This is a genomic window from Lacticaseibacillus hegangensis (genome assembly GCF_003946465.1).
Lineage (GTDB): Bacteria > Bacillota > Bacilli > Lactobacillales > Lactobacillaceae > Lacticaseibacillus > Lacticaseibacillus hegangensis.
In genome coordinates this window covers 1-20,059 of sequence record NZ_RHOL01000015.1, presented here as the reverse complement: position 1 = coordinate 20,059, position 20,059 = coordinate 1, and the positions used below count along the sequence as shown (strand labels likewise).

Sequence of the window (20,059 nt, the reverse complement as noted above, 5' to 3'; positions counted from 1 at the left end):
TGTGCATGGCAACACTTAAAGATGTGGCCGCAGCGGCCCAAGTATCGATCACGACCGCCAGTCGCGTGCTGAACCGCGATGAAAGCTTTTCCGTCACGGATCAGACCCGGCAAAATGTTCTGAAGGCCGCGGCCACGTTGGGCTACGCTAGGCCCACGGTCCGCCATAAGAATAGCGGGACGGTCGTGCTGTATCAGTGGTACCCAGACGCCAAGGGCATGAGTACTGATTACTACAGCACGATTCGCCAGGCCGTGGAGCAGGAGCTTAGCGCCGTCGATCTCGGGGTCGTGCGCTTTTTCCCAGGCGACACGATGCCGTCCTTGGCCCGGTATGATGGCGTATTGGCCCTTGGCAAGTTTAGCCCCAGTCAGCTGGCCAAGCTCACCTCGCGCGACCAGCCGCTGATTGTCATCGACCAGGACGTGCTTTCGCGGCAACTGTCCTGCGTTGTCCCAGATTTTGAAGGGGGCGTGGCGCAGGTGGTCGCCCACATGAAGCAAACCGGGGTCAAGCACCCGCTGTTTTTGGCGGGTCAGGAACACGCCAGCGACGGCTTTGCCTTGGCGGACCCGCGCACCCGCTTCTTCCCGCAACTGGCGGCAGAGGCCGGGCTGAGCCTTGCGACCACGCTGACCTCAGATTTCACCATGAACGACGCGTACAAGGTCATGGCCCAGTTTCTGGATCAGTCCAAGGCGTGCGACTTTGACGCCATTTTTTCCGCCAACGACGAAATGGGCATTGGCGCGCTCAAGGCCTTGCAGGAGCGCGGCATCAAGGTGCCCGAGCAGGTCGCCGTGTACGGCTTCAACGACCTGAACATGGGCCGGTTCGTCAGCCCGGCGCTGACGTCGGTGCGTGTGCGCAGCCAAGAGCTCGGTGCCGCGGCGGTGCAGCTGCTGCAGGCCAAGCTCGATGGGACCTTGGCGTTCCCGCTGCGCATCACGCCGGAAAGCGAACTGATCCTGCGGGGCAGCACCAATTAATTAGTTAATTAACTTTAAGGAGGATACAACGATGAATGTAGAGGAATTGAAGACAAAATTTGCGGCAGCGTTCGGCGAGCCGGCTGCAGCGACGTACTTTGCGCCCGGCCGGATCAACTTGATCGGCGAGCACACTGACTACAACGGCGGCCATGTTTTCCCTTGCGCGATCAGCCTGGGGACGTACGCGGCGGTCGCCCCAAACGACGCGAAGGCGCTGCGGCTGTACTCGGGCAACTTCGACGAGGTGGGGATCGTTGAGGTGCCACTGAGCGACCTGGCCACGCCTGCAGACAAAAAGTGGACCGACTACTTCAAGGGCATGGCCCAGCTACTGCAAAAGGACTACCCTGCCTTCACCCAAGGCCTGGACGTCTACATCTTCGGCAATCTGCCAAACGGCGCCGGCCTGTCGAGTTCGGCTTCTTTGGAGCTGCTCGCCGGGACGATTCTCAAGGACCAGTACGGCCTGAAGGCGTCCATGCTGGATTTGATCAAGCTGGGCCAGAAAGTCGAAAATGGTTACATCGGCGTCAACTCTGGCATCATGGACCAGTTCGCGATCGGCATGGGCAAGGCCAACCACGCGACCCTGCTGGACACGAACACGCTGGAGTACGAATCCGTGCCGCTGGATCTGCAAGACAACGTGATTCTGATCATGAACACCAACAAGCGCCGCGAGCTAGCGGACTCCAAGTACAATGAGCGCCGCAGCGAATGCGAAGAGGCGCTGCGCCGCTTGCAAACCAAGCTGGATATCAAGACGCTCGGCGATTTGAACGAGGATCAGTTCGACCAGGCCAGTTATCTGATTTACGACGGCACGCTGATTCGCCGCGCCCGTCACGCCGTGTTTGAAAACCAGCGCACCATCAAGGCCGCGGCCCAGCTCAAGGCCGGCGACCTGGTCGGCTTTGGCCACCTGGTTTCGGCTTCCGGTGTCAGCTTGGCGTATGATTATGAAGTGACTGGCCCAGAGCTCGATACGCTGGTTAAAGAAGCGGTCAAGCAGCCCGGCGTCTTGGGGGCCCGCATGACCGGCGCCGGTTTTGGCGGGTGCGCAATCGCGCTGGTGGCCAAGGACCACGTCGAGGCGGTCAAGGCCGCAGTCGGCGCAAAATATGAAGAAACCATCGGCTATGCACCATCGTTTTACGTCGCAGAAATTGCCGATGGGCCAAAGCGGCTCGATTAGTTTTCAGGGTCACACAGTGCGGATATCAGAAAGGAAGTTTTGTTGATGACAATTGCAGTTTTAGGTGGGGCCGGGTACATCGGCTCGCACACCGTGGCACAGCTGGTCAGGGCCGGCGAGGACGTCGTGGTGCTGGACAACTTGATTACGGGCCACCGTCAGGCTGTGGACCCGAAGGCGCGCTTCTACCAAGGCGACATTCGTGACTACAAGTTCCTGAGCAGCGTGTTTTCGCAGGAAAAAATCGAGGGAATCATTCACTTTGCGGCGTTTTCCATCGTGCCAGAATCGATGAAGGATCCGCTCAAGTACTTCGATAACAACACGGGTGGCCTGATTACGCTGCTGGAAGCTATGCACCAATTTGGCATCAACAAGATCGTCTTTTCCTCGACCGCCGCCACTTACGGCGAGCCCAAGTCGATTCCAATCAAGGAAACCGACCCGCAGGTGCCAACCAACCCGTATGGCGAGTCCAAGCTGGCCATGGAAAAAATCATGCACTGGAGCGACGTCGCGTACGGCATCAAGTTCGTCGCGCTGCGCTACTTCAACGTCGCCGGTGCGATGCCGGATGGCAGCATCGGTGAGGACCACCACCCGGAGACTCACCTGATCCCGATCATTTTGCAGGTCGCCGCGGGAACGCGCACCGGGCTGCAGATCTTCGGCGACGATTACCCGACCAAGGATGGCACCAACGTCCGCGATTACGTCCACGTGGTCGACTTGGCTGATGCGCACATTCTCGCGCTCAAGTATCTGCGTGAAGGCCACGACTCCAACGCCTTCAACCTGGGCTCCGCGACTGGTTTCTCGAACCTGGAAATCCTGAACGCGGCCCGCAAGGTCACCGGCAAGGAGATTCCGGCCAAAATTGGGCCACGCCGCGCCGGCGACCCGAGCACACTGATCGCCGCTTCGGACAAGGCTCGCGAGATTTTGGGCTGGCAGCCAAAGTACGACGACGTGGAGAAGGTCATCGAAACCGCCTGGAACTGGCACGAAAGTCACCCGAAAGGTTACGGTGACCGGGCATGACAGCAGTCGAGCGGCAGGTTGATTACATTCTGGAGCTGAACGCTGGTTACTCCGAGATGGATCGGGGGTATCTGGTCAATCGCATCCTGAACCTGGTCGGGGATGCCGCGCGGGGCTTACCTGAACAGGCGGCGCCGCTGGCCAACCTCGATCAATTGGTCGAAGCTGCGGTGCAAAATGGCAAGATTGAAGACCGCCTGAGCGCCCGGCAGATCCTTGAGGCTGAGTTGATGACTCTGGCGACACCGACGCCGAGTCAGGCCAACGCCGTCTTTTGGCAGAAGTACCAGGCCTCGCCGAAAGCGGCGACGGACTGGTTCTATGACTTGTCCCGGGCTAACAACTACATTCAAACTCGCGCGATTGCCAAGAACATCGGCTTCACCACCAAGACCGACTACGGCGACCTGGAGATCACCATCAACTTGTCTAAGCCGGAAAAAGATCCCAAGGACATTGCCGCGGCTGCGCATGCCGGCGCTGATGCGACGTATCCGGCCTGCCAGCTCTGCATGGAAAACGAGGGGTACGCCGGCCGCAGCGACTATCCGGCGCGCGGCAACCATCGAATCATCCGCTTCAGCCTGGGCGGCCGCACCTGGGGCTTCCAGTATTCGCCGTACGCGTATTTTGGCGAACACGCGATCTTCCTGGACAGCGTGCATGAACCGATGAAAATCACCCGCACCACGTTCACGAACCTGCTGGAGATCTTGACGCTATTCCCGGATTATTTTGTCGGCAGCAACGCCGACCTGCCGATCGTCGGCGGCTCGATGCTGGCTCACGAGCACTACCAAGGCGGCAAGCACGTCTTTGCGATGAACAAGGCTGAAGTCGAAACGGCATTTCAGCTGCCGCAGTGGCCGACCGTTTCCGCCGGCATCGTGAAGTGGCCGATGAGCGTGATTCGCCTCGAGTCGGCCGACAAAGAGGTGCTGGTCGCAGCGGCCGAGCACGTGCGCGCAGCGTGGGCCGAATACACCGATGAATCAGTTGATGTGCGGGCGCACGCGGATGGGGTGCGTCACCACACCGTGACGCCGATCGCCACCCGCGATGGTGAGACGTTCAGGTTGGATCTGGTGCTGCGGGACAATCAGACGTCTGCCGCATTTCCCGACGGCATTTACCACCCACACCAGGACGTGCAGCACATCAAACGCGAAAATATTGGCCTGATCGAAGTCATGGGTCTGGCCATTTTGCCGGCGCGGCTCAAAACCGAGCTGGTCGAAGTCAAAAAGTACCTGTTGGGGCAACCCAACCAGATCGCGGCCAGTCATAAGCCGTGGGCGGATCAGCTCAAGCAGCAGGAGACCTGGACGCTGGCCAACGCCGATGCCCAGCTGAACGATGCGGTGGGCCACGTGTTCGCCCGCGTGCTCGAAGACGCCGGCGTGTTCAAGCGCGATGACAACGGGCGCGCCGCGTTTGGTCGGTTCATCGCCAGCCTTTAAGGAGGAATCTCATGACCATTAAGTTGCAAAAGTATGGCACCTTGCGCGGCGAGCCCTTGTACGAGTTCACGCTGACCAATCAGGCGGGGATGGCCGTGCACCTGCTCAATTACGGCGCGACCTTGGCCCGCGTGGTCGTGCCGACCGCCCGCGGCCCGCTGGATCAGATCCTGACGCTGCCGAGCGTTGCCGACTACGCCAAGGAACGCAACTTTTTAGGCGGCACGGTCGGCCGCGTGGTCGGTCGGCTGCCGGGTCATGTCTGGCACCGCGAAGGCCGCGACGTGACGCTGCTGCCTGGTGAAGGCGATAACGCGATTCACGGCGGCTCGGAAGGCTCGGACACGCAGGTGTTTACCGCCACTTACCGGGAAGGCGACACGGAAGATCAGGTGACCTTCACCTTCGTCGATCCGGCCGGCCACAACCGCTTCCCGGGTAGCGTCAAAACGACCGTGACCTACACGCTGCACGCGAGCAATACGCTGACCTATGCGCTGCATGCCGTGACCGACGAGGAGACGCTGTACAACCCGACGAATCATGTTTACTTCGCGCCGGATGGGCTGGAAGCCGGCATTGCCGACACCACCGTGACCCTTGCGGCCGATTACTACGCGCCGCTCGATGAGCACCACCTGCCAAGCGGCGGCTGGGCGAGCGTGGCCGGCACGCCGTTTGATTTCCGCAGCGGCGCCAAGCTCGGCGACCGGATGCCGCAGGTGCTGGACGGGCAAGGCTTCGACCACCCGTTTTTGATCAAAAAGGCGCAGGCGGTGCTGCTCACCGGCAAGTCTGGCCGCAAAATGGCCTTGACCACCACGGCGCCTTCGGTGGTGATGTACACCGCCAACCACTTCGACCACACCGGCATCCCACATAACATTGGGGTGCACAGCGGCGTGGCCTTGGAGGCGCAAATCGCGCCGCCAAGCGGAGTGGACTGGTCAAGCATCACGCTGCTGCCAGGCGAGCCGTACAATCTGGAAACGGGCTGGCGCTTTTTTGAATGAGCCCAGTGCTTCGCCAATGTCAAAAAAACTCAGCCTGTGAAGGCTGAGTTTTTTTGTAGTGGCATAATATCAGCTTACTTGCGCTCGCTGACCCGCCAAGATTGCGGAATGGCAAAGTCGTAGGTTGTGTTCAGTGTCTGGCCATTTTGGCCGGACCCGGCGAAGAGGAAGGCGGCAAAGGTGTCCTTGTAGCGCAGTTCGGTGCGCTTGATGGTCACCTGCCCCAGACGTGAGTCGGTGCGGTGCAGCTTGACGACAGTGTTGATGTCAGGCTTAGCCACTGAGACCTTTTTGCTGAGCGGGTTCTGGCGGTAGACCACCGCGAGGTTTTGCTTGTCAGTGCCAATGGGGGAGGTCAGGATCGTGTGATCAGCCGCACCAACAATTTCAGTGGTTTGGGTGATCACCTTGGTCGTCATGCCAAAGCGCGAGGCGTCGTTGGCCGCAATGGCGAAGGCGCTGGCGATCAGCAAGACCCCGAGCACGGCGATCCAGACCCGGCGGCGCAAGGATTGTTGCCCCAGCACGGCGACGAGAAACAGCGCAAACGCGGCTATCACTAAGATGACGAGAATCATGAGCGGTCGCCTCCTTGATCAATGGGGTCGTTGGTTAGGCGCAAGCTAAGCAGGAACCCGATGGCGGCAAAAATCAGCGACACCACGAAGGCGGCACGGTAGCCGGCCACGGTCGCGGTTTGCATTTGGCGCGCAAAGGCAATCGGATTGCTTTTGGCCAAGCCGGCATTCGGCGTATGGCCCTTGGTGACCGAGGCCAGCACGGAAACCAGGATCGCGGTGCCAATTGACGCGGCAATCTGGCGCACCGTATTGTTGACGGCGGTGCCGTGATTGATCAGCGTGTCCGGCAGGGCGTTCATGCCGCTCGTGGTGACGGGCATAGTGACCATGGTGATGCCAAACATCCGCACCGTGTACAGCACAGTGACAAACAGGATCGGGGTGTCAGGCGTTAAAGTGATCAGCGGGAAGGTGCCGACCAGCAACAGGAACAGGCCGGTTGTCGCCAGGCGCTTGGCCCCTATTCGGTCAAAAATGCGGCCGGTGATTGGGGACATGATACCCATCATGATGGCGCCCGGCAGCAGGATCAGCCCGGAGTGGAAGGCGCTTTGGCCGCGGATGGTCTGGATGTACATGGGCAGGACCATTTCCACGCCAACCATCGACATGAAGGCGACGGCCGTCAAGATCACGGACAGGGTGTAGGTTTTGCTGGTGAACACGCGCAGCTCGAGCAGCGGTTTATCTAGGTGCAGCTGTCGATAAACAAAGGCTGCGACAACCACAACGCCGAGGGCTAAACTGCCAATGACGATTGGTGAGCCCCAGCCGGCATCGCCGACGCTGGAGAAGCCGTAAAGCAGCGAGCCAAACCCGATGGTGGACTCAACGACGGACAGCACGTCGATTTTGGGATTCGTCGTGGTCAGCACCTTGCGCATCGAATACGATGACAAAATGAGCACCAGCGCGGCGATTGGCAGGATGACGGAAAACAGTGACCGCCAGGAGTGGTTAAGCAGGATCCAGCCGGACAAGGTCGGCCCGACCGCCGGCGCAAGGCCGATGACGATCCCGGCCAGGCCCATCGCGGAGCCGCGTTTGTTTGGCGGGAAGACTGAGTACATGACGGTTTGGAAGGTCGGCGCAGACATGCCGACGCCCATCGCCTCGATCAGCCGGCCTGCCAGCAGCATGGGAAAACTAGTGGCAAAGCGCGCGATCAACGTCCCGATGAAGAAGATCGAAATGGCCGTCATGTAAAGGTATTTGACGTTGAATTTACTGAGCAACCACGCGGAGACGGGGATCATGATCCCCATGACCAGCATGAAGCCCGTGGTCAGCCATTGAACTGCCGAGGCGTTGATGTGAAAAGTCTTCATCAGCGTCGGAAAGGCCGTGGTCAGGATCGTTTGCGTTAAGAACGTGGTGAACGTCCCAATCAGCATTGTGACCACGAGCAAGTTGCGGTTGTACGGCTTGCCGTTGACATCTGTGGGCTGTGTCATGAAATTTTCATTCCCTTCAATAATTAAAATTGCAAATAATAATTTTATCACTAATTTATGGTAAGTGCCACTGCGTTTGACGGCCGAAGTCAAGCCCGTGCTTACGGGCCGCGACACTGCGGGGCAAAAAAATAGGCCTGCAAGCAGGTCTATGCCATTTTCTGAAAGTTAGGCAGGCACTTCTTCATCCTCGCCGTCACCGTCAACGTCCATGGCTTTCGGAATCTCCGGGCCCACAGTAACGTTGAACCAGTTGGCAAAGCCGCGGCTGTAATCCGTGACGGTCAGATTGAAGCGGTCGAGCACCACCGAATCGTTGAGCTTGAGGTCAGGGTAATCCTCCATTAAAAAGCCGGCGATGGTAACGATGTTGGCATTTTCGAACTGCTTGAGGTCAACGTGGAAGAACCGCTCAAAGTCGTACAGGGTGGTTTTCCCAGAGACCTTAAAGACGTTCGGCCGGTCGGTTTTGATGATGTACTCGTCGGACACGTCGTCGATTTCGTCCTTAACGGTCCCGAAGAGCTCCTCGTAAATGTCCTTGTCGGTGACGATGCCGCTGGTGCCGCCATACTCGTCGACGACCACGACAATAGGTGTCTGTTTTTTGATCATCTGTTGCAGGATCGAGTTGATTGGCGTGGCTTCAGGCACCGTGACCATGGCCCGCAGAAGCTTGGACACGTGCACCGAATCGTCGACCTGGGCTTGCTTGACCAGGTCGTATATGTAGACGTAGCCCAGCACCTTGTCCTTATCACCATCGGCCACGACGGGGAAGCGGGAGTAGCCTTCCTGCAGATAGTCGCGAATGACTTCGTGCACTGTGGCGTTGATATCGATCACCACCAGGCTCGTGCGGTCGACCATAATGTCGTGCGCGGTTTTGTCGTTCAGGTCAAAGGCCCGCTGCATGTAGGTGACATCGTTTTGCTCCATGTCGCCGTTATCGATAGCGGCCTTGGACAGGTTCAAGATCTCGGCCTGACTGAAGGCTTCGTTGCTTTCGTCAGCTGGTTTCATGCCCATCAACTTGACTAGGCCGTTAGCGCTGGCGTTCAGCAACCAGACAAACGGGTAGAAAATGGTGTGAAAATAATGCAGCGGGGTGACGACGACCATCAACACCTTAACGGGGATGTCAATGGCGATGTTTTTCGGCACGATTTCCGTGATCACGACTTCCAGGTAGGTCAAGACGATGACCCCAAGGACGGCGCCGATGGCGTGCAAACTGCCATTCGGCAGCTGCAGGTGCGTCATCTGCATGACGTCAACCAGCAGGAAGGTGACAAAATCCTCGCCGATCCAGCCCAGGATGATCCCGCAGACGGATGTGCCGACCTGCGTCGTGGACAGATACTCGTTCAACCGCTGGACCATGCGCAGCGCGCGCTGAAGCTTCTTGCGGTTGCCTTGGCCCTTATCAATCATGTCTTCCAGCGCACTGGGACGGCTTTGCACCAAGGCAAATTCCGCCGCCACAAAAAAGATGGCGAAAATGAACGTAATGACTAACACAACTAGACTAGAGGCAACTTGGCCACTATCCATTGATTCGATTCCTCATTTCTTGGTATTCTATGAGACTATTGTAGCATTATACACGTACCAGTGAGTTATGCTAGAAAAAGAGGGGAGTGATTCATCATGGACCAGATCGAAATGCTGCGCCAAAGCCTGGCTGCCTATCAACAAGACCCGCGAAAGCCGCACAGCGAGCTGATCAGTACCCGCCTGCCGGAGACCCCGGCTAAAGGCAGTGCGCCGGCGCAATGGACCGTCGTTAACGAGGACGTGGTCAAGACCATGGCACGCTTGACCGGCCGCATTGGCGTAATGAATTTCGCCAGCCCCACGACCCCTGGCGGCGGGGTAGAGTACGGCGCCCAAGCGCAGGAGGAAAGCATCGCCAAGTGCACCTATCTGCTGCCGGCGCTGCGGGCGTTTGAGGCGACGTACTATCAGCCTAACCGGCGTAACGCCAATTCCGGCCTGTTCAGCAGCGCGCTGATTTATTCGGCCAGCGTGCGGCAGGTGTTTGATGAGCGCGGCCGCGAGCTGCCGGACCATTTTGTGGACGTCGTAACTGTAGCCGCGCCCAACCGCAGCGCTTACCCGGCACTGACCGAGGCGGCAACTGGCCCCGACATCGCCCTGAAAATCAGTCAGACACTGCGGGCGTTCAAGCAGCACGGCACGGATCACCTGATTCTGGGTGCGTTTGGCGGCGGCGTGTTCGGTAATCCACTGAAGCAGGTCGCGCTGATTTTTCGCCAGCAGTTGTTGCGGCCGGAATTTAACGGCGCCTTTCCTGTGATTGTGTTTTCGATTTACGATCCAGATGGCGGCCGGGTGCAGACCTTTGAGGACGCGTTAAGCGGGCGCTCAAACTAAAAAAGTTTCCTGCAACAGCTTGCAGGAAACTTTTTTAGTTGGTTTACAGACCGCGATTGCGCCGCCGCTTGGGCGCCGGTGGGGTGATTTTCGCCCGGTGCGCCACCACGACGAACAGTTTGGTGCCAGCGGGCTGCTGGCTAGGGGCAAAGCATTCGCTGACGGCAATCAGACTGGACAGATTGGCCTTCACCTGACTGGCATCCGCCGCGCCGGTGACAGCCAGCACCATTTCGCCGCTTGGTCGCAGCAGTTTGGCCAGCTGATGCGTGTCTTGGCGCAGGTCCTCTGCCGGGTAGGCAAACGGCCCGATGACCAGGTCGTAAGGACCGGTCAACAGGTCGAAGCGGCGATCCGGCATGATGCGATAGCGCAACCGGTCCGAACTGGCGACATCACGCGCGGCGCTGATCGCGTAACGGTCACGGTCAACCCCCAGCACGGCGATTGCGCCGGCGTTGATCGCGCCGCGGCAGAAGGCGCCGTCGCCGGAATGAATGGCCAAAACGCGCTTGCCGGAAAGCTCTGGCGCCTTTTTTGTCAGCACTTGCCACAAGGGCTGGTTGCTGCTGGTCGGCAGGTCGCCGGCCGCTGGTTTCATCGTGGGATAGGGTTCCATTTTTGCACAACCTTTCGCCATTATTATAGAAGAACTGGCCCTTGGGCGCCAGACCGGCCGCTAGAGATAGCTCAGGTCATTGCGGGTCAAGTCGGCGTAACTTTCGCGCCGCACGACCAGCTTGGCTTGGCCATTTTCGGCGAACACCACAGCGGGGCGGGGATTGCGATTGTAGTTGGACGCCATTGAGTAGCCGTAAGCGCCGGTGGCGAGCACCGCGACCACCGCGCCGGCCTCAAGGTGCGGCAGCTTGGCTTGGTCAATCAAAATGTCGCCAGACTCGCAGTACTTGCCGACCAGGCGGACCGTTTCGGTGCTTGCCGCGTGCGGGTCAGCCGCCGCGACCGCCTCGTAGTCGGCCTGGTACAGCGCGGGCCGAATGTTGTCGCCCATGCCGCCATCCACGGCGACAAACGGGGCAAGCCCAGGCACGTCCTTGCGACTGCCGACGGTGTAAAGCTGGTAGCCGGCAGGGCCGACAATCGAGCGGCCGGGTTCGATCCAAATGGCCGGGGTGTCAAATGGCAGGTCGGCGGCTGCAATCGTATCGAGGATCGCGGCAACGAACGCTTCCGCCGGCAGCGGATCGTCTGCGTTGGTATAGGCAATGCCAAAACCGCCGCCGAGGTTGAGGACCGTCGGGGTGAAGGCCAGGCTGTCATGCCAGTCCGTCAAAATGGCGAGCAGGCGCTGCGCTGCGGCCACGAAACCTTTGACTTCAAAAATCTGGCTGCCGATGTGGGCGTGAATGCCCAGCAGGTGCAGCTGCGGGTTGGCCAGTGCGCGGGTCGCTGCGGCCTTGGCCTGGCCGGAATCAACGTCAAAGCCAAATTTGCTGTCGGTTTGACCGGTTTGGTCATACGCGTGGGTGTGGGCGGAAATCCCTGGCGTCACCCGCAGCAGGATATTCTGAACGCGGCCTTCCTGCAGCTTGAGCAGACCTTCAAGCAGGTCCAACTCGTGAAAATTATCCACGATGATGGTGCCGACATGGGCTTCAAGCGCCTGGGCCAGTTCCGCTTTGCTTTTGTTATTGCCGTGAAAAGAGACATGGGCCATCGGAAACTGCGCGGCCTGAGCCGTGTACAGCTCACCGCCGGACACAACGTCGACATGGGCGTTTTCCTGGGCCGCCACCTGGTACATGGCAACCGTCGCAAAAGCCTTGCTCGCGTAGCTGACTGCGTACTTGGCGCCATGGGCCTCAAACACCTTCGCAAATGAACGAAACTGCGCCCGGATCTGCCCGACGTCGTACACATAGGCCGGTGTGCCGAACTGCTGCGCCAGCGTCAGCGCATCACAGCCGCCAATCGTTAAATGGCCTGCCGCATTGGTTTCAATCTTCATGGTGATGCCTCCCGAGGTGAGTTTAAGCAAAGTCTAGCCTTTGCCGGCCGACCGGTCAATCATCGATGGCGAGCGGCGGCCGCTTGTGCTACAATTTAGCCACTATTTATTGGGAGGCTTTTGGATGGCTGAATTAAGACGCGTGCACGGCTCGGAGAACACTTTTTTCCTGCTGGATCAAACCACGCTTGATCACAAACTGTCTCATCAGGAGCTGGTGACGCTGACCAAGCGGCTGAGCAGCCGGGACAGTGGGCTGCTCGGCGGGGCCGACGGTATGCTGATCGTCGACGACGCGGCAGGCGCTGTCGGCCGCATGACCGTCGTCAACGCCGATGGCAGTCTGGCTAAGATGTGCGGCAACGGCCTGCGCACCGTGGCTCGCTACCTGAGCGAGAAAACCGGGCAGCAGCAGTTCACCGTCCAAACCGAGGAGGCGCCGCTGCGCGTGCGCCACGTGTCCGATTTTGCTGTCGGGGTGCCAGGCTTTTCCGTTGAGATTTCACCGGTCAGTTTTGATGCGGCTGCCTTGCCATTTGCGGCGCTGGACACGGCAAAAATCGTCGATCAAGGGTTGCCTGCGCTGGATTCGACGCTGCGCTTCACGGCGGTTGCAGTCCCGAACCCGCATCTGATCGCCTTTGTTTCAGAAGCCGAGCTGAACGGCGAGAAGATTGGCGCATTGGGCCGTAAGCTAAACGCGGCCAACCCTTACTTCCCAGAAGGGGTCAACGTCACGTTTGCCGCCATTGAAGGGCCTCACACGCTGTTTGCCCGCACCTACGAGCGCGGCGTCGGCTTTACCAACGCCTGCGGCACGGGGATGGCGGCCACGAGTCTCGCGTTTGTGCTGACGCATCCGGAAGCGGCAGCGCTTGACCAGCTCAACACGGTTTACAATCCGGGCGGTGTGGTTCAAACCAACTTGCACGGCAGCGGCGGCGACTACTGGATCGAGCTGATTGGGAACGCCACGACGACGCACCTGATCGACGTGCCAGAAGCCCAGCTGCACGAAGGTCAATTTACCGGTGCGCAAATCGCCGACACCGGTGAGGAGGCGGCCTACCAGCAGTTTGTGGGCACCTTGCCGTACCGCGACGTAATTGCCGCCATTTAATCCGCAGTCGAAAAAACGACCCGGTTCAGGTGTTCACGCCTGAACCGGGTCGTTTGTATTTGGTTAGTCCACAAAGACGAGCTGAAATTCGTTGTTCTTAGTGTCAATGTTAACGGCAACGTGGCGGTTGAGGTCCTGCACCATGTTGCGGGCAAAGTTCATTTTATCTTCGAAGTCCTTGTAGGCTTTGGTTTCCGGAATACTACTGTAATCGAAGTTTTCGCCGATAAAGGCGGGGTCGGTGACGAAGCGCAGATTGTTCTGGTCGTGCCGGCTGCCTGGCTTCAACACGCTGTCAATGTAGTGGAAAAGCGTCGTCGGCGCAAAATTGAGCGGCTTGTCGAGCTCCGTTTGAATGGTGAAGTTCGGCGCATCGTCAACCAGTGAGTCGTTCACCTGCACCTGGGTTAATCCTTGGTATAGTTTCATAAGCGCACACTCCTTTCCGCTTTGACTTTATTATAACGCAGATGCGCTAGGGAGGGTCTGCCCATCACTTGAGATAAAGCGCGCGTAAATCGCGCCGCTGCGCATCGCTGAGTTGCAGTTCAGTTTTGAGGTAATGAGGCAGGCTCCCGTACTCGCGGTCAATGGTGTAAATCGCCGAGTCCAGGTACTCGTTGGCCACGCCGCCCAGCGACCGGTAGGAGGCCTGAAGGGCCGGCGAGCCGCCGGCCTCGATCACTTCATCGACCATGCGTTGGCCTTCTGCCACCAGATAGAGGTTTGAGGCCAGGTAGTCCTGGCGAATGGTGATCGAATCTACGCCCAGCGCCGTCAGCAGGTACACCGCGCCCATGCCGGTGCGGTCCTTGCCGGCGCTGCAGTGAAACAACGTGGCCCCGTCATCACCCGCGGCCAGCAGGACGTCGAAAAACTGGCGGTACGCCTTTTTTGCGCTGGGCTGGACGACGAGACTGGCGTAGGTGCTGACCATGCTGCGAAAACCGGCCAGCGGATCCTTGGCCAGTTCGGTGTGCCGCTCTTGTTCGGCGTCGGCCGTGACCTTGGTCTCATCGGTGGGAAACACAGGGTCAAACACGTCCTGGGTCGCAGTCGGGACCCGGTCCGGGGCGTCAGCACGTTCCTGCGGCGAACGGAAGTCAACGACGGTTTGAAGCCCGTAATCGGCCAGGTACTGCAGGTCGGCGGCGGACAGCTCGTTCAGCCGGCCCGACCGAAGCAGCCGGTGGGCGCGGACGGTTTGACCGGCTTTGGTGTGATAGCCGCCCAGGTCGCGAAAGTTGAAACCGTGGTGGATGGGAAGAACAATGGGTGTCACGATAATACCTCCTCAGTGGATTCGGTTTCAGTATACCGGAGGCGGGCAAAAGAAAAAAGCCGCCTCTAAGGCGACTCTTTCAGCGAAGCTAGTCCTGTTCTGCGGCACTGCCGATAATTAAACCAGCGGTGAAGGACGCAACGAGGTCTTTTTTGGTCTGCGGCAAGCGGGAGCCGTTGTAGGTCAGAATCGTGTTGTCTGCGAGCAGATCTTCAACACGGATCACATTGTACTCATCAAGGTCGATCGCATCCCGATCGGTCGCATACTTGTCCGGGTAGGCAAGCGCGAGAATGTTGTTCGGGTCGGTGTTGTAGTATTCCGCAAGCTTGCGGATACTGCGTTCACTGGGGATTGTTTGATCGTTTTCCCACTTGGTAAAGCTGGCCGGGGAGGTGTGCGTGGCCTTAGCGACTTCAACGATGGACTCGCCGCGGCCCTTGCGAATCTGACGCAAGGCACTGCCAACTGTTTCTGTCATGTTTTCACCACATTCCTATAAATTAGAATAACTAAACCAATTGAAATCGGTTCACCGTTTAATTTAGCTTTTTTGCTTGGTAAATGCAATTATTAGTGGGCAATTTTATCGATATTTTTATTGTCAACATTCAATAGAAACCCTTTGAAAATCTGAACTGGCGCGTTAGACGTTTTTTTATTCCCAAAAAAGCTTATTCGGGCTGTGACGGGAGCGGCCCGATCATGATGCTTCTGCTTGTTTTTGGCCGGCTGATGATTTACGCTTGAGAAAAGAGAGGGTGTGATCACATGGATCAAGAATATACCACGATACTGGTTCCAGTTGATGGCTCCGATGAGGCTGAGCTGGCATTCAGCAAGGCGGTCAAGGTCGCACAGACCAACCACGCCCACCTGGACATCTTGAACGTCCTGGATACAAAGCAATTTATTGGTGGCTATGGCGGCATGATCTCTGGCGATGCGATTTACCAGCTGACCCAAGATGCCGAGAAGTATTTGGATGGCTTGCAGACCCGCGCTGAACAGGCTGGTTTGACCGACGTCGCGATTCACGTGCGCTTCGGCAACCCGAAGAATGTCATCGCGACCGACTTTCCGCACGACCACAAGACGGACCTGATCATGATCGGGGCCACCGGGCTTAACGCGGTTGAGCGCGTGCTGGTCGGTTCGGTCACCGAGTATGTCAACCGCACCGCACCTTGCGATGTGCTGATTGTCAAAACTGAAGCTTAAGCATTTTCCAAGAGGCTGAGACATAAAGCGGGTTTAGCCCAAAGCACAAGCGCCCCTGCGCCACGATTTGTTTTTAAAATCGCGGTGCAGGGGCGTTTGTGCGCTTGGGCGTTGCTTTATGGAACGCGACTAGGCAATTTTGTCTTATTTTCTTTTTTTGTGCCAAAGAGCACAAGCCGCTGCCTTGACGACAGGCCGCGTCCTTTTTAAAGTAGGGGCAAGAAAACTGAACTTTGGCGGCGTAATCTATCCGCGGAGGTGCTAAGATGGAAGAATCAGTTTGGTGGGCCAAAAGCCCGGTGTTAAAAGAATATCACGATCATGAATGGGGCGTGCCCAAGCACGATGATCGCCAGCTGTTCGAGCTGCTGAGCCTGGAAAGTCTGCAAATCGGACTGAACTGGGAGCTGGTGCTGAACAAGCGGGCAGCGTTCAACGAGGTATTTCATGATTTTGAGATTGACGCTGTTGCGCGGATGACAGATGCGGACATTGAGCCGCTCATGGCAGACGCGCGGCTCATCCGCAATCGGCGCAAGCTCGCGTCAATCCCGCACAACGCTCGCGCGGTTCAGCAGATCCAGCAAGCCTTCGGCAGCTTTGCGGCGTACGTGTGGCATTTTACCGCGGGCGAGCAGCTGGTCAACAAGCCGCGCCGCTGGGCCGACGTGCCGGCGTACTCGGACCTGTCGACAGCGGTGGCCAAGGACATGAAAAAGCGCGGCATCACCATGATCGGGCCGACCACGGCATACAGCTTCCTGCAGGGGGCCGGGGTGATCGACGACCATTTGGCCTGACTGAAAAACTTTATTGCTGGTAGGACAATCATGCACAATAAACGGTTACTTGGGTTAGGACTGGCGATTTTCGGCTCGTGCCTGTGGGGCGTGTCGGGGCCGGCCAGTGAAGTGCTATTTCAACAGGGAACAGACGTGGCCTGGCTGATTTCGGCCAAGATGCTGATCGCCGGTATTTTGACGATGGCATTTGCCTGGCTGCGTGAGGGCAAGCAAATTTTTGCCCCGTGGCACAATAAACATGACGCCTGGCAAATGACGATTTTTATCCTGTTTGGGATGATCACGATGCAATTCATTTACTTTAAGGCTGTGGAGGTCGCTAACGCCCCGACCGCGACGACGCTGCAGTACCTGTCGCCAGTGGTGATTTTGCTGATCTTGGCGATTCAAACGCGACAGCTGCCGCGGCGGATCGATGTGCTGGTGATTGCCTTAGCGATGTTTGGCACGCTGCTGGTGGTCACCAAAGGGCACCTGACCACGCTGGCGATCTCGCCAAGCGCGCTTCTTTGGGGGCTTGGCGCGGCACTGGCCGCCGCACTGTACACACTGCTGCCAGCGGGACTGCTTGCGCATTATTCCCCGCTGGTCGTGGTTGGTTGGGCGCAGCTGATTGGCGGGCTGCTCATGACCGTGTATCGGCCGCTGTGGGTCGGTGTGCCGCACCTCAACTCGCTGGGCTGGGGCGCGTTCGGGTTCGTTGTGATTTTCGGCACGCTGATCGCCTACCTGTCGTACTTGGCCAGCCTGCGTTATATTTCGGCGACGGCGGCTGGGCTGCTGGACGCCTTTGAGCCGATTGGCGCCACGGTCACCTCGGTCCTGTTTTTACACCTGCACCTGGGGCCCGCCGAGCTGCTTGGCACTGCGGTGATCATCGGGACAGTATTTTTGATGGCGGCCACTGGTCCCAAAGCGCCCAAAACCGCGAAGACGCGGCGCACGCCGGCCTGACCAGATGAGTTAATAAAAAATCACGCAGCCAGGCCGCGTGATCATCACCCCTTATTTGGTGTGGGGACTGTGTTCATGTAATTTGACGAGATTCGGTAAGCGGGTTTGATGCTGGTTGGATGTCAGCGCCAAGATGTAGCCATTTTTCACGCGCAGTTTGTACGTGATCCGGGGCTTTAGACGCAAGGGCCGGCCTTCCGCATCAAACACCGGCAGTGGCCGTTTTTTGATGTCAGGCATAATCATCCCTCCTTAGTTCTATTATAGCAGGGGTGGCAAGTCACCTAACCTTGGGCTGAAGCTTTGACCATGGTACAATGTTTTTGATGTTTTGACTCTGCCGGAAATTATCGGCACAAACACGTGGAGGTCATAATGGATCAATTTGGAATCAGTGAACTGGCGGACTGGCTGGAGGCCAATAACGATAAGCTGCTGGACAAGGCAGAGTTGATGCCCACGGACAAAGTGTTGGCCGCTGTGGACTACCTCAAGGTGCTTGCCCAGCCGGCCGCGGCTTACTTGCCGATGAAGCAGGGAACGTTTGACCGGGAAGAATCCGATCACAAGCTGAACCTGATGGCCGACGACCAGCCGCTGTCGCAGGTGGAAGACCGGATCATGGTCAACCACGTCGATGGTTCCATTACCAAAGATGAGCTCAACTTCACCTACAACCATGAGCCGGTGTTTGAAGACGGCTACCAGGCCAAAAAGGATCTGAACATTGTGAAGTTTGGTCTTGAGGTCATCGGCGCCGTGGCCACCTCTGGCCACCTGGAAACCGTGACTGCTGCCCTGTCCAAGGATGCGGCCGTGACGCTGATCGTCGCTTCAGCCCGCTTCCGGCAGTGGCAGGAAGCCAAGTAGTCTTTAGGCAGGATTGGGCATCAACCAGTCGGAATCCATCAGTTGATGCAGGCGCGTCGACACCGGCACCCACAAATGAGCTTTGAGAATAGCGCTGATGGCCTGCCAAAATGCCGGGTCGTCGCGCTGTTTTTCGTTGGTCTCGACTGTCAGTGCCTTCCCAGTTTCAGTGCGGGCGATGATCTGCGGATAGTTGATGGTTTCGAGCTGAGCGGCAACAACGTGGGTTTGATTCAGTTCCATGATGATCTCCCTTTCTTGATGCGATAAGTTCAGGATAGCGGGGAGATTTGCACTTTTCTCAGCGAGATTGTGAAGATTGTGCGCTTTTACACATAAAAAAAAGGTGACGGTGATACGGTATACTGAAGGCACTAAGATTCTAGGGAGGACAATTATGGTCGCAGTTGCTCGGTTGACCGCTTCAGATGAGGCCGCGTACTACGCGCTGGCCCGTTACGCCTTTAATTTACCGCAAAGTGAAAGCCGCGATCGCGCTTTTGCCAGCCTGTACGCGCATTCCAGTGCCTGGGGCGTTGGTGAGCCCCTGGAAAGTGGTGTTTTGGGAACGCATTTTGAAGTCGACTTTGCCGGGACCACGTACAAAATGAGTGGTATCGGCTACGTGGCCTCGTACCCCGAAACCGCCGGCAATGGCGGGATCAGTGCCATCATGAAGGAAGCCTTCAAGGACATGCGCGTTGCCGGCGAGACCTTATCCTACCTGGCGCCGTTTGCCAGCACGTTTTATCGCCGGTTTGGCTATGAAGGGGCCTTCGACCAGGTCGAACATGTGCTGCCGGCTGCCGCGTTTCCCAAGGTGCCGCAGCGCAGCAATGAGGTCACCGTGCACCGCGTGCCGTTTCGCGCGGCGATCGCGGCTATGCGGGAGGTTTACGAGCGCAGTTCGGACGCAACACGCGGCGGGCTGCGGCGGGCGGACTGGTGGTGGCAAAACCTGGCCGACCATTATCCGGACCGCGAAGTCGCCGTGGCCACGCTGGGGGAGCGGCCGACCGGCTATGTGATTTACCAGCGCGAGGCGGCCACATTCCGCATCATCGAGCAGTTCCATGACGACTTGGACACGCTGCTGGCACTGGCCCGCTTCATCGGCGGCCATCGCACCGCGTACCAGCAGTTTGTCTACACCACCGGCAACCCGGAGTCGCTGCACGACTTGCTGCCGGATCCCAGCGTGCTGAGCACCTCGGTGCACGCCTACATGATGGCGCGCATCGTCGACGTCGCGGACTTCATGCGCCGCTACCCGTACCAGGTGACCGACCTCGCGCCGGTCCTGATTGGCATCACAGACGATTACATTCCGGAAAATGCCGGGGTTTGGCGTCTGGCTTTGGACGACGGCCAGGCGACCTTTGAAAAAGCGACGGGCAAGCCGCAGATCGCCTTGTCGATCCAGCAGCTGGTCAAGGCAACCTTCGGGGTGCGGCCGCTTCAGGACGCTTATAACCTGGGCCTGATCGACGGTGATCCGTTCACTATCACCAGCGTGGGGGCGGCGTTCATCAGTCGCCAAGCCCAGCTATACGATTACTTCTAAATCAGTGCGTGACCGTTGGTGCAGCCGACGGTTTTTTTGGTGCGCCCGGCATGGGCGCCAACTTGGTGGTGAAAGTCCACTGCGGGCCGTAGTAGTCGGAACCGCTAGCCAAGGGCAAGGGTGTCCATCGCGAGGTGGAATCT

Annotated in this window: 22 protein-coding genes; 12 read left to right on the top strand and 10 right to left on the bottom strand. The window is 58.3% G+C overall.

Features of this window, described 5'->3' with window-relative positions:
• Positions 1–5 precede the first annotated feature (5 nt).
• Genes EKM86_RS05990 through EKM86_RS05970 form a run of 5 tightly spaced genes read left to right on the top strand, consistent with a single transcriptional unit; the run spans position 6 to position 5,701 of the window.
• Positions 6–989, top strand: coding sequence for a LacI family DNA-binding transcriptional regulator (locus tag EKM86_RS05990; protein ID WP_125756058.1), 984 nt, complete (start codon positions 6–8; stop codon positions 987–989).
• Between the two features lie 31 nt (positions 990–1,020).
• Positions 1,021–2,187, top strand: a complete 1,167-nt coding sequence (locus EKM86_RS05985) for a galactokinase (RefSeq protein WP_125756056.1) — start codon at positions 1,021–1,023, stop codon at positions 2,185–2,187.
• A gap of 45 nt (positions 2,188–2,232) precedes the next feature.
• On the top strand, positions 2,233–3,228 hold the full coding sequence (galE, locus tag EKM86_RS05980; RefSeq protein ID WP_125756054.1) for a UDP-glucose 4-epimerase GalE: 996 nt from the start codon (positions 2,233–2,235) through the stop codon (positions 3,226–3,228).
• Complete coding sequence (locus EKM86_RS05975; protein ID WP_125756052.1) at positions 3,225–4,688, top strand: UDP-glucose--hexose-1-phosphate uridylyltransferase; 1,464 nt, start codon at positions 3,225–3,227, stop codon at positions 4,686–4,688. The genes galE and EKM86_RS05975 overlap by 4 nt, the downstream gene beginning before the upstream one ends.
• Before the next feature lie 11 nt (positions 4,689–4,699).
• The gene (locus EKM86_RS05970) at positions 4,700–5,701 is read left to right on the top strand and encodes an aldose epimerase family protein (protein WP_125756050.1); all 1,002 of its coding nucleotides are present in this window, start codon (positions 4,700–4,702) and stop codon (positions 5,699–5,701) included.
• 74 nt (positions 5,702–5,775) lie between these two features.
• Here the strand turns inward: EKM86_RS05970 and EKM86_RS05965 are convergent, their stop codons facing one another.
• The 3 genes from EKM86_RS05965 to EKM86_RS05955 form a co-directional block, all read right to left on the bottom strand.
• Positions 5,776–6,279 carry a DUF4811 domain-containing protein gene (locus EKM86_RS05965; RefSeq protein WP_125756048.1) on the bottom strand — a complete coding sequence of 168 codons (504 nt, stop codon included), beginning with the start codon at positions 6,277–6,279 and terminating at the stop codon, positions 5,776–5,778.
• Positions 6,276–7,736, bottom strand: coding sequence for an MDR family MFS transporter (locus EKM86_RS05960; protein ID WP_125756046.1), 1,461 nt, complete (start codon positions 7,734–7,736; stop codon positions 6,276–6,278). The genes EKM86_RS05965 and EKM86_RS05960 overlap by 4 nt, the downstream gene beginning before the upstream one ends.
• A gap of 168 nt (positions 7,737–7,904) precedes the next feature.
• Positions 7,905–9,290: a hemolysin family protein gene (locus EKM86_RS05955; protein ID WP_125756044.1), complete on the bottom strand. Its 1,386-nt coding sequence runs from the start codon at positions 9,288–9,290 to the stop codon at positions 7,905–7,907.
• 96 nt (positions 9,291–9,386) lie between these two features.
• Between EKM86_RS05955 and EKM86_RS05950 the strand changes: the two genes are divergently transcribed.
• Positions 9,387–10,133, top strand: coding sequence for a TIGR02452 family protein (locus EKM86_RS05950; RefSeq protein ID WP_125756042.1), 747 nt, complete (start codon positions 9,387–9,389; stop codon positions 10,131–10,133).
• A gap of 43 nt (positions 10,134–10,176) precedes the next feature.
• Here EKM86_RS05950 and EKM86_RS05945 read toward each other — a convergent pair whose 3' ends face one another.
• A complete protein-coding gene (locus EKM86_RS05945; protein ID WP_125756040.1) occupies positions 10,177–10,752 on the bottom strand; it encodes a class I SAM-dependent methyltransferase in 576 nt (191 codons plus the stop codon).
• A gap of 60 nt (positions 10,753–10,812) precedes the next feature.
• A complete protein-coding gene (gene lysA / locus EKM86_RS05940) occupies positions 10,813–12,102 on the bottom strand; it encodes a diaminopimelate decarboxylase (protein WP_125756038.1) in 1,290 nt (429 codons plus the stop codon).
• Between the two features lie 124 nt (positions 12,103–12,226).
• Here lysA and dapF point away from each other — a divergent pair, with 124 nt between their 5' ends.
• Positions 12,227–13,222 (top strand): diaminopimelate epimerase, encoded by a 996-nt coding sequence (gene dapF / locus EKM86_RS05935; protein WP_125756036.1) that lies wholly within the window; start codon positions 12,227–12,229, stop codon positions 13,220–13,222.
• 63 nt (positions 13,223–13,285) lie between these two features.
• Here the strand turns inward: dapF and EKM86_RS05930 are convergent, their stop codons facing one another.
• The 3 genes from EKM86_RS05930 to EKM86_RS05920 form a co-directional block, all read right to left on the bottom strand.
• Entirely contained in the window at positions 13,286–13,651 is a 366-nt protein-coding gene (locus EKM86_RS05930; protein ID WP_125756034.1) for a hypothetical protein, read from the bottom strand.
• A gap of 64 nt (positions 13,652–13,715) precedes the next feature.
• Positions 13,716–14,504 carry a tyrosine-protein phosphatase gene (locus EKM86_RS05925; protein WP_125756032.1) on the bottom strand — a complete coding sequence of 263 codons (789 nt, stop codon included), beginning with the start codon at positions 14,502–14,504 and terminating at the stop codon, positions 13,716–13,718.
• Between the two features lie 88 nt (positions 14,505–14,592).
• Positions 14,593–14,985 (bottom strand): helix-turn-helix domain-containing protein, encoded by a 393-nt coding sequence (locus tag EKM86_RS05920; RefSeq protein WP_125756030.1) that lies wholly within the window; start codon positions 14,983–14,985, stop codon positions 14,593–14,595.
• A 290-nt stretch (positions 14,986–15,275) separates the two neighbouring features.
• Between EKM86_RS05920 and EKM86_RS05915 the strand changes: the two genes are divergently transcribed.
• The 3 genes from EKM86_RS05915 (at position 15,276) to EKM86_RS05905 (ending at position 17,482) form a co-directional block, all read left to right on the top strand.
• Positions 15,276–15,725: a universal stress protein gene (locus EKM86_RS05915; protein WP_125756028.1), complete on the top strand. Its 450-nt coding sequence runs from the start codon at positions 15,276–15,278 to the stop codon at positions 15,723–15,725.
• Positions 15,726–15,991: 266 nt separating this feature from the next.
• Positions 15,992–16,525, top strand: coding sequence for a DNA-3-methyladenine glycosylase I (locus tag EKM86_RS05910; RefSeq protein ID WP_125756026.1), 534 nt, complete (start codon positions 15,992–15,994; stop codon positions 16,523–16,525).
• 30 nt (positions 16,526–16,555) lie between these two features.
• Complete coding sequence (locus EKM86_RS05905) at positions 16,556–17,482, top strand: DMT family transporter (protein ID WP_125756024.1); 927 nt, start codon at positions 16,556–16,558, stop codon at positions 17,480–17,482.
• A 51-nt stretch (positions 17,483–17,533) separates the two neighbouring features.
• Here EKM86_RS05905 and EKM86_RS05900 read toward each other — a convergent pair whose 3' ends face one another.
• A complete protein-coding gene (locus tag EKM86_RS05900) occupies positions 17,534–17,722 on the bottom strand; it encodes a hypothetical protein (protein WP_125756022.1) in 189 nt (62 codons plus the stop codon).
• Between the two features lie 135 nt (positions 17,723–17,857).
• On the opposite strand from EKM86_RS05900, the gene EKM86_RS05895 reads away from it, so the two are divergent.
• The gene (locus EKM86_RS05895) at positions 17,858–18,352 is read left to right on the top strand and encodes a hypothetical protein (RefSeq protein WP_125756020.1); all 495 of its coding nucleotides are present in this window, start codon (positions 17,858–17,860) and stop codon (positions 18,350–18,352) included.
• A gap of 3 nt (positions 18,353–18,355) precedes the next feature.
• On the opposite strand, the gene EKM86_RS05890 is transcribed toward EKM86_RS05895, so the two are convergent.
• Positions 18,356–18,595 (bottom strand): hypothetical protein, encoded by a 240-nt coding sequence (locus EKM86_RS05890; protein WP_125756018.1) that lies wholly within the window; start codon positions 18,593–18,595, stop codon positions 18,356–18,358.
• 154 nt (positions 18,596–18,749) lie between these two features.
• On the opposite strand from EKM86_RS05890, the gene EKM86_RS05885 reads away from it, so the two are divergent.
• Positions 18,750–19,916: a GNAT family N-acetyltransferase gene (locus tag EKM86_RS05885; RefSeq protein WP_125756016.1), complete on the top strand. Its 1,167-nt coding sequence runs from the start codon at positions 18,750–18,752 to the stop codon at positions 19,914–19,916.
• The last annotated feature ends 143 nt before the right edge of the window (positions 19,917–20,059 follow it).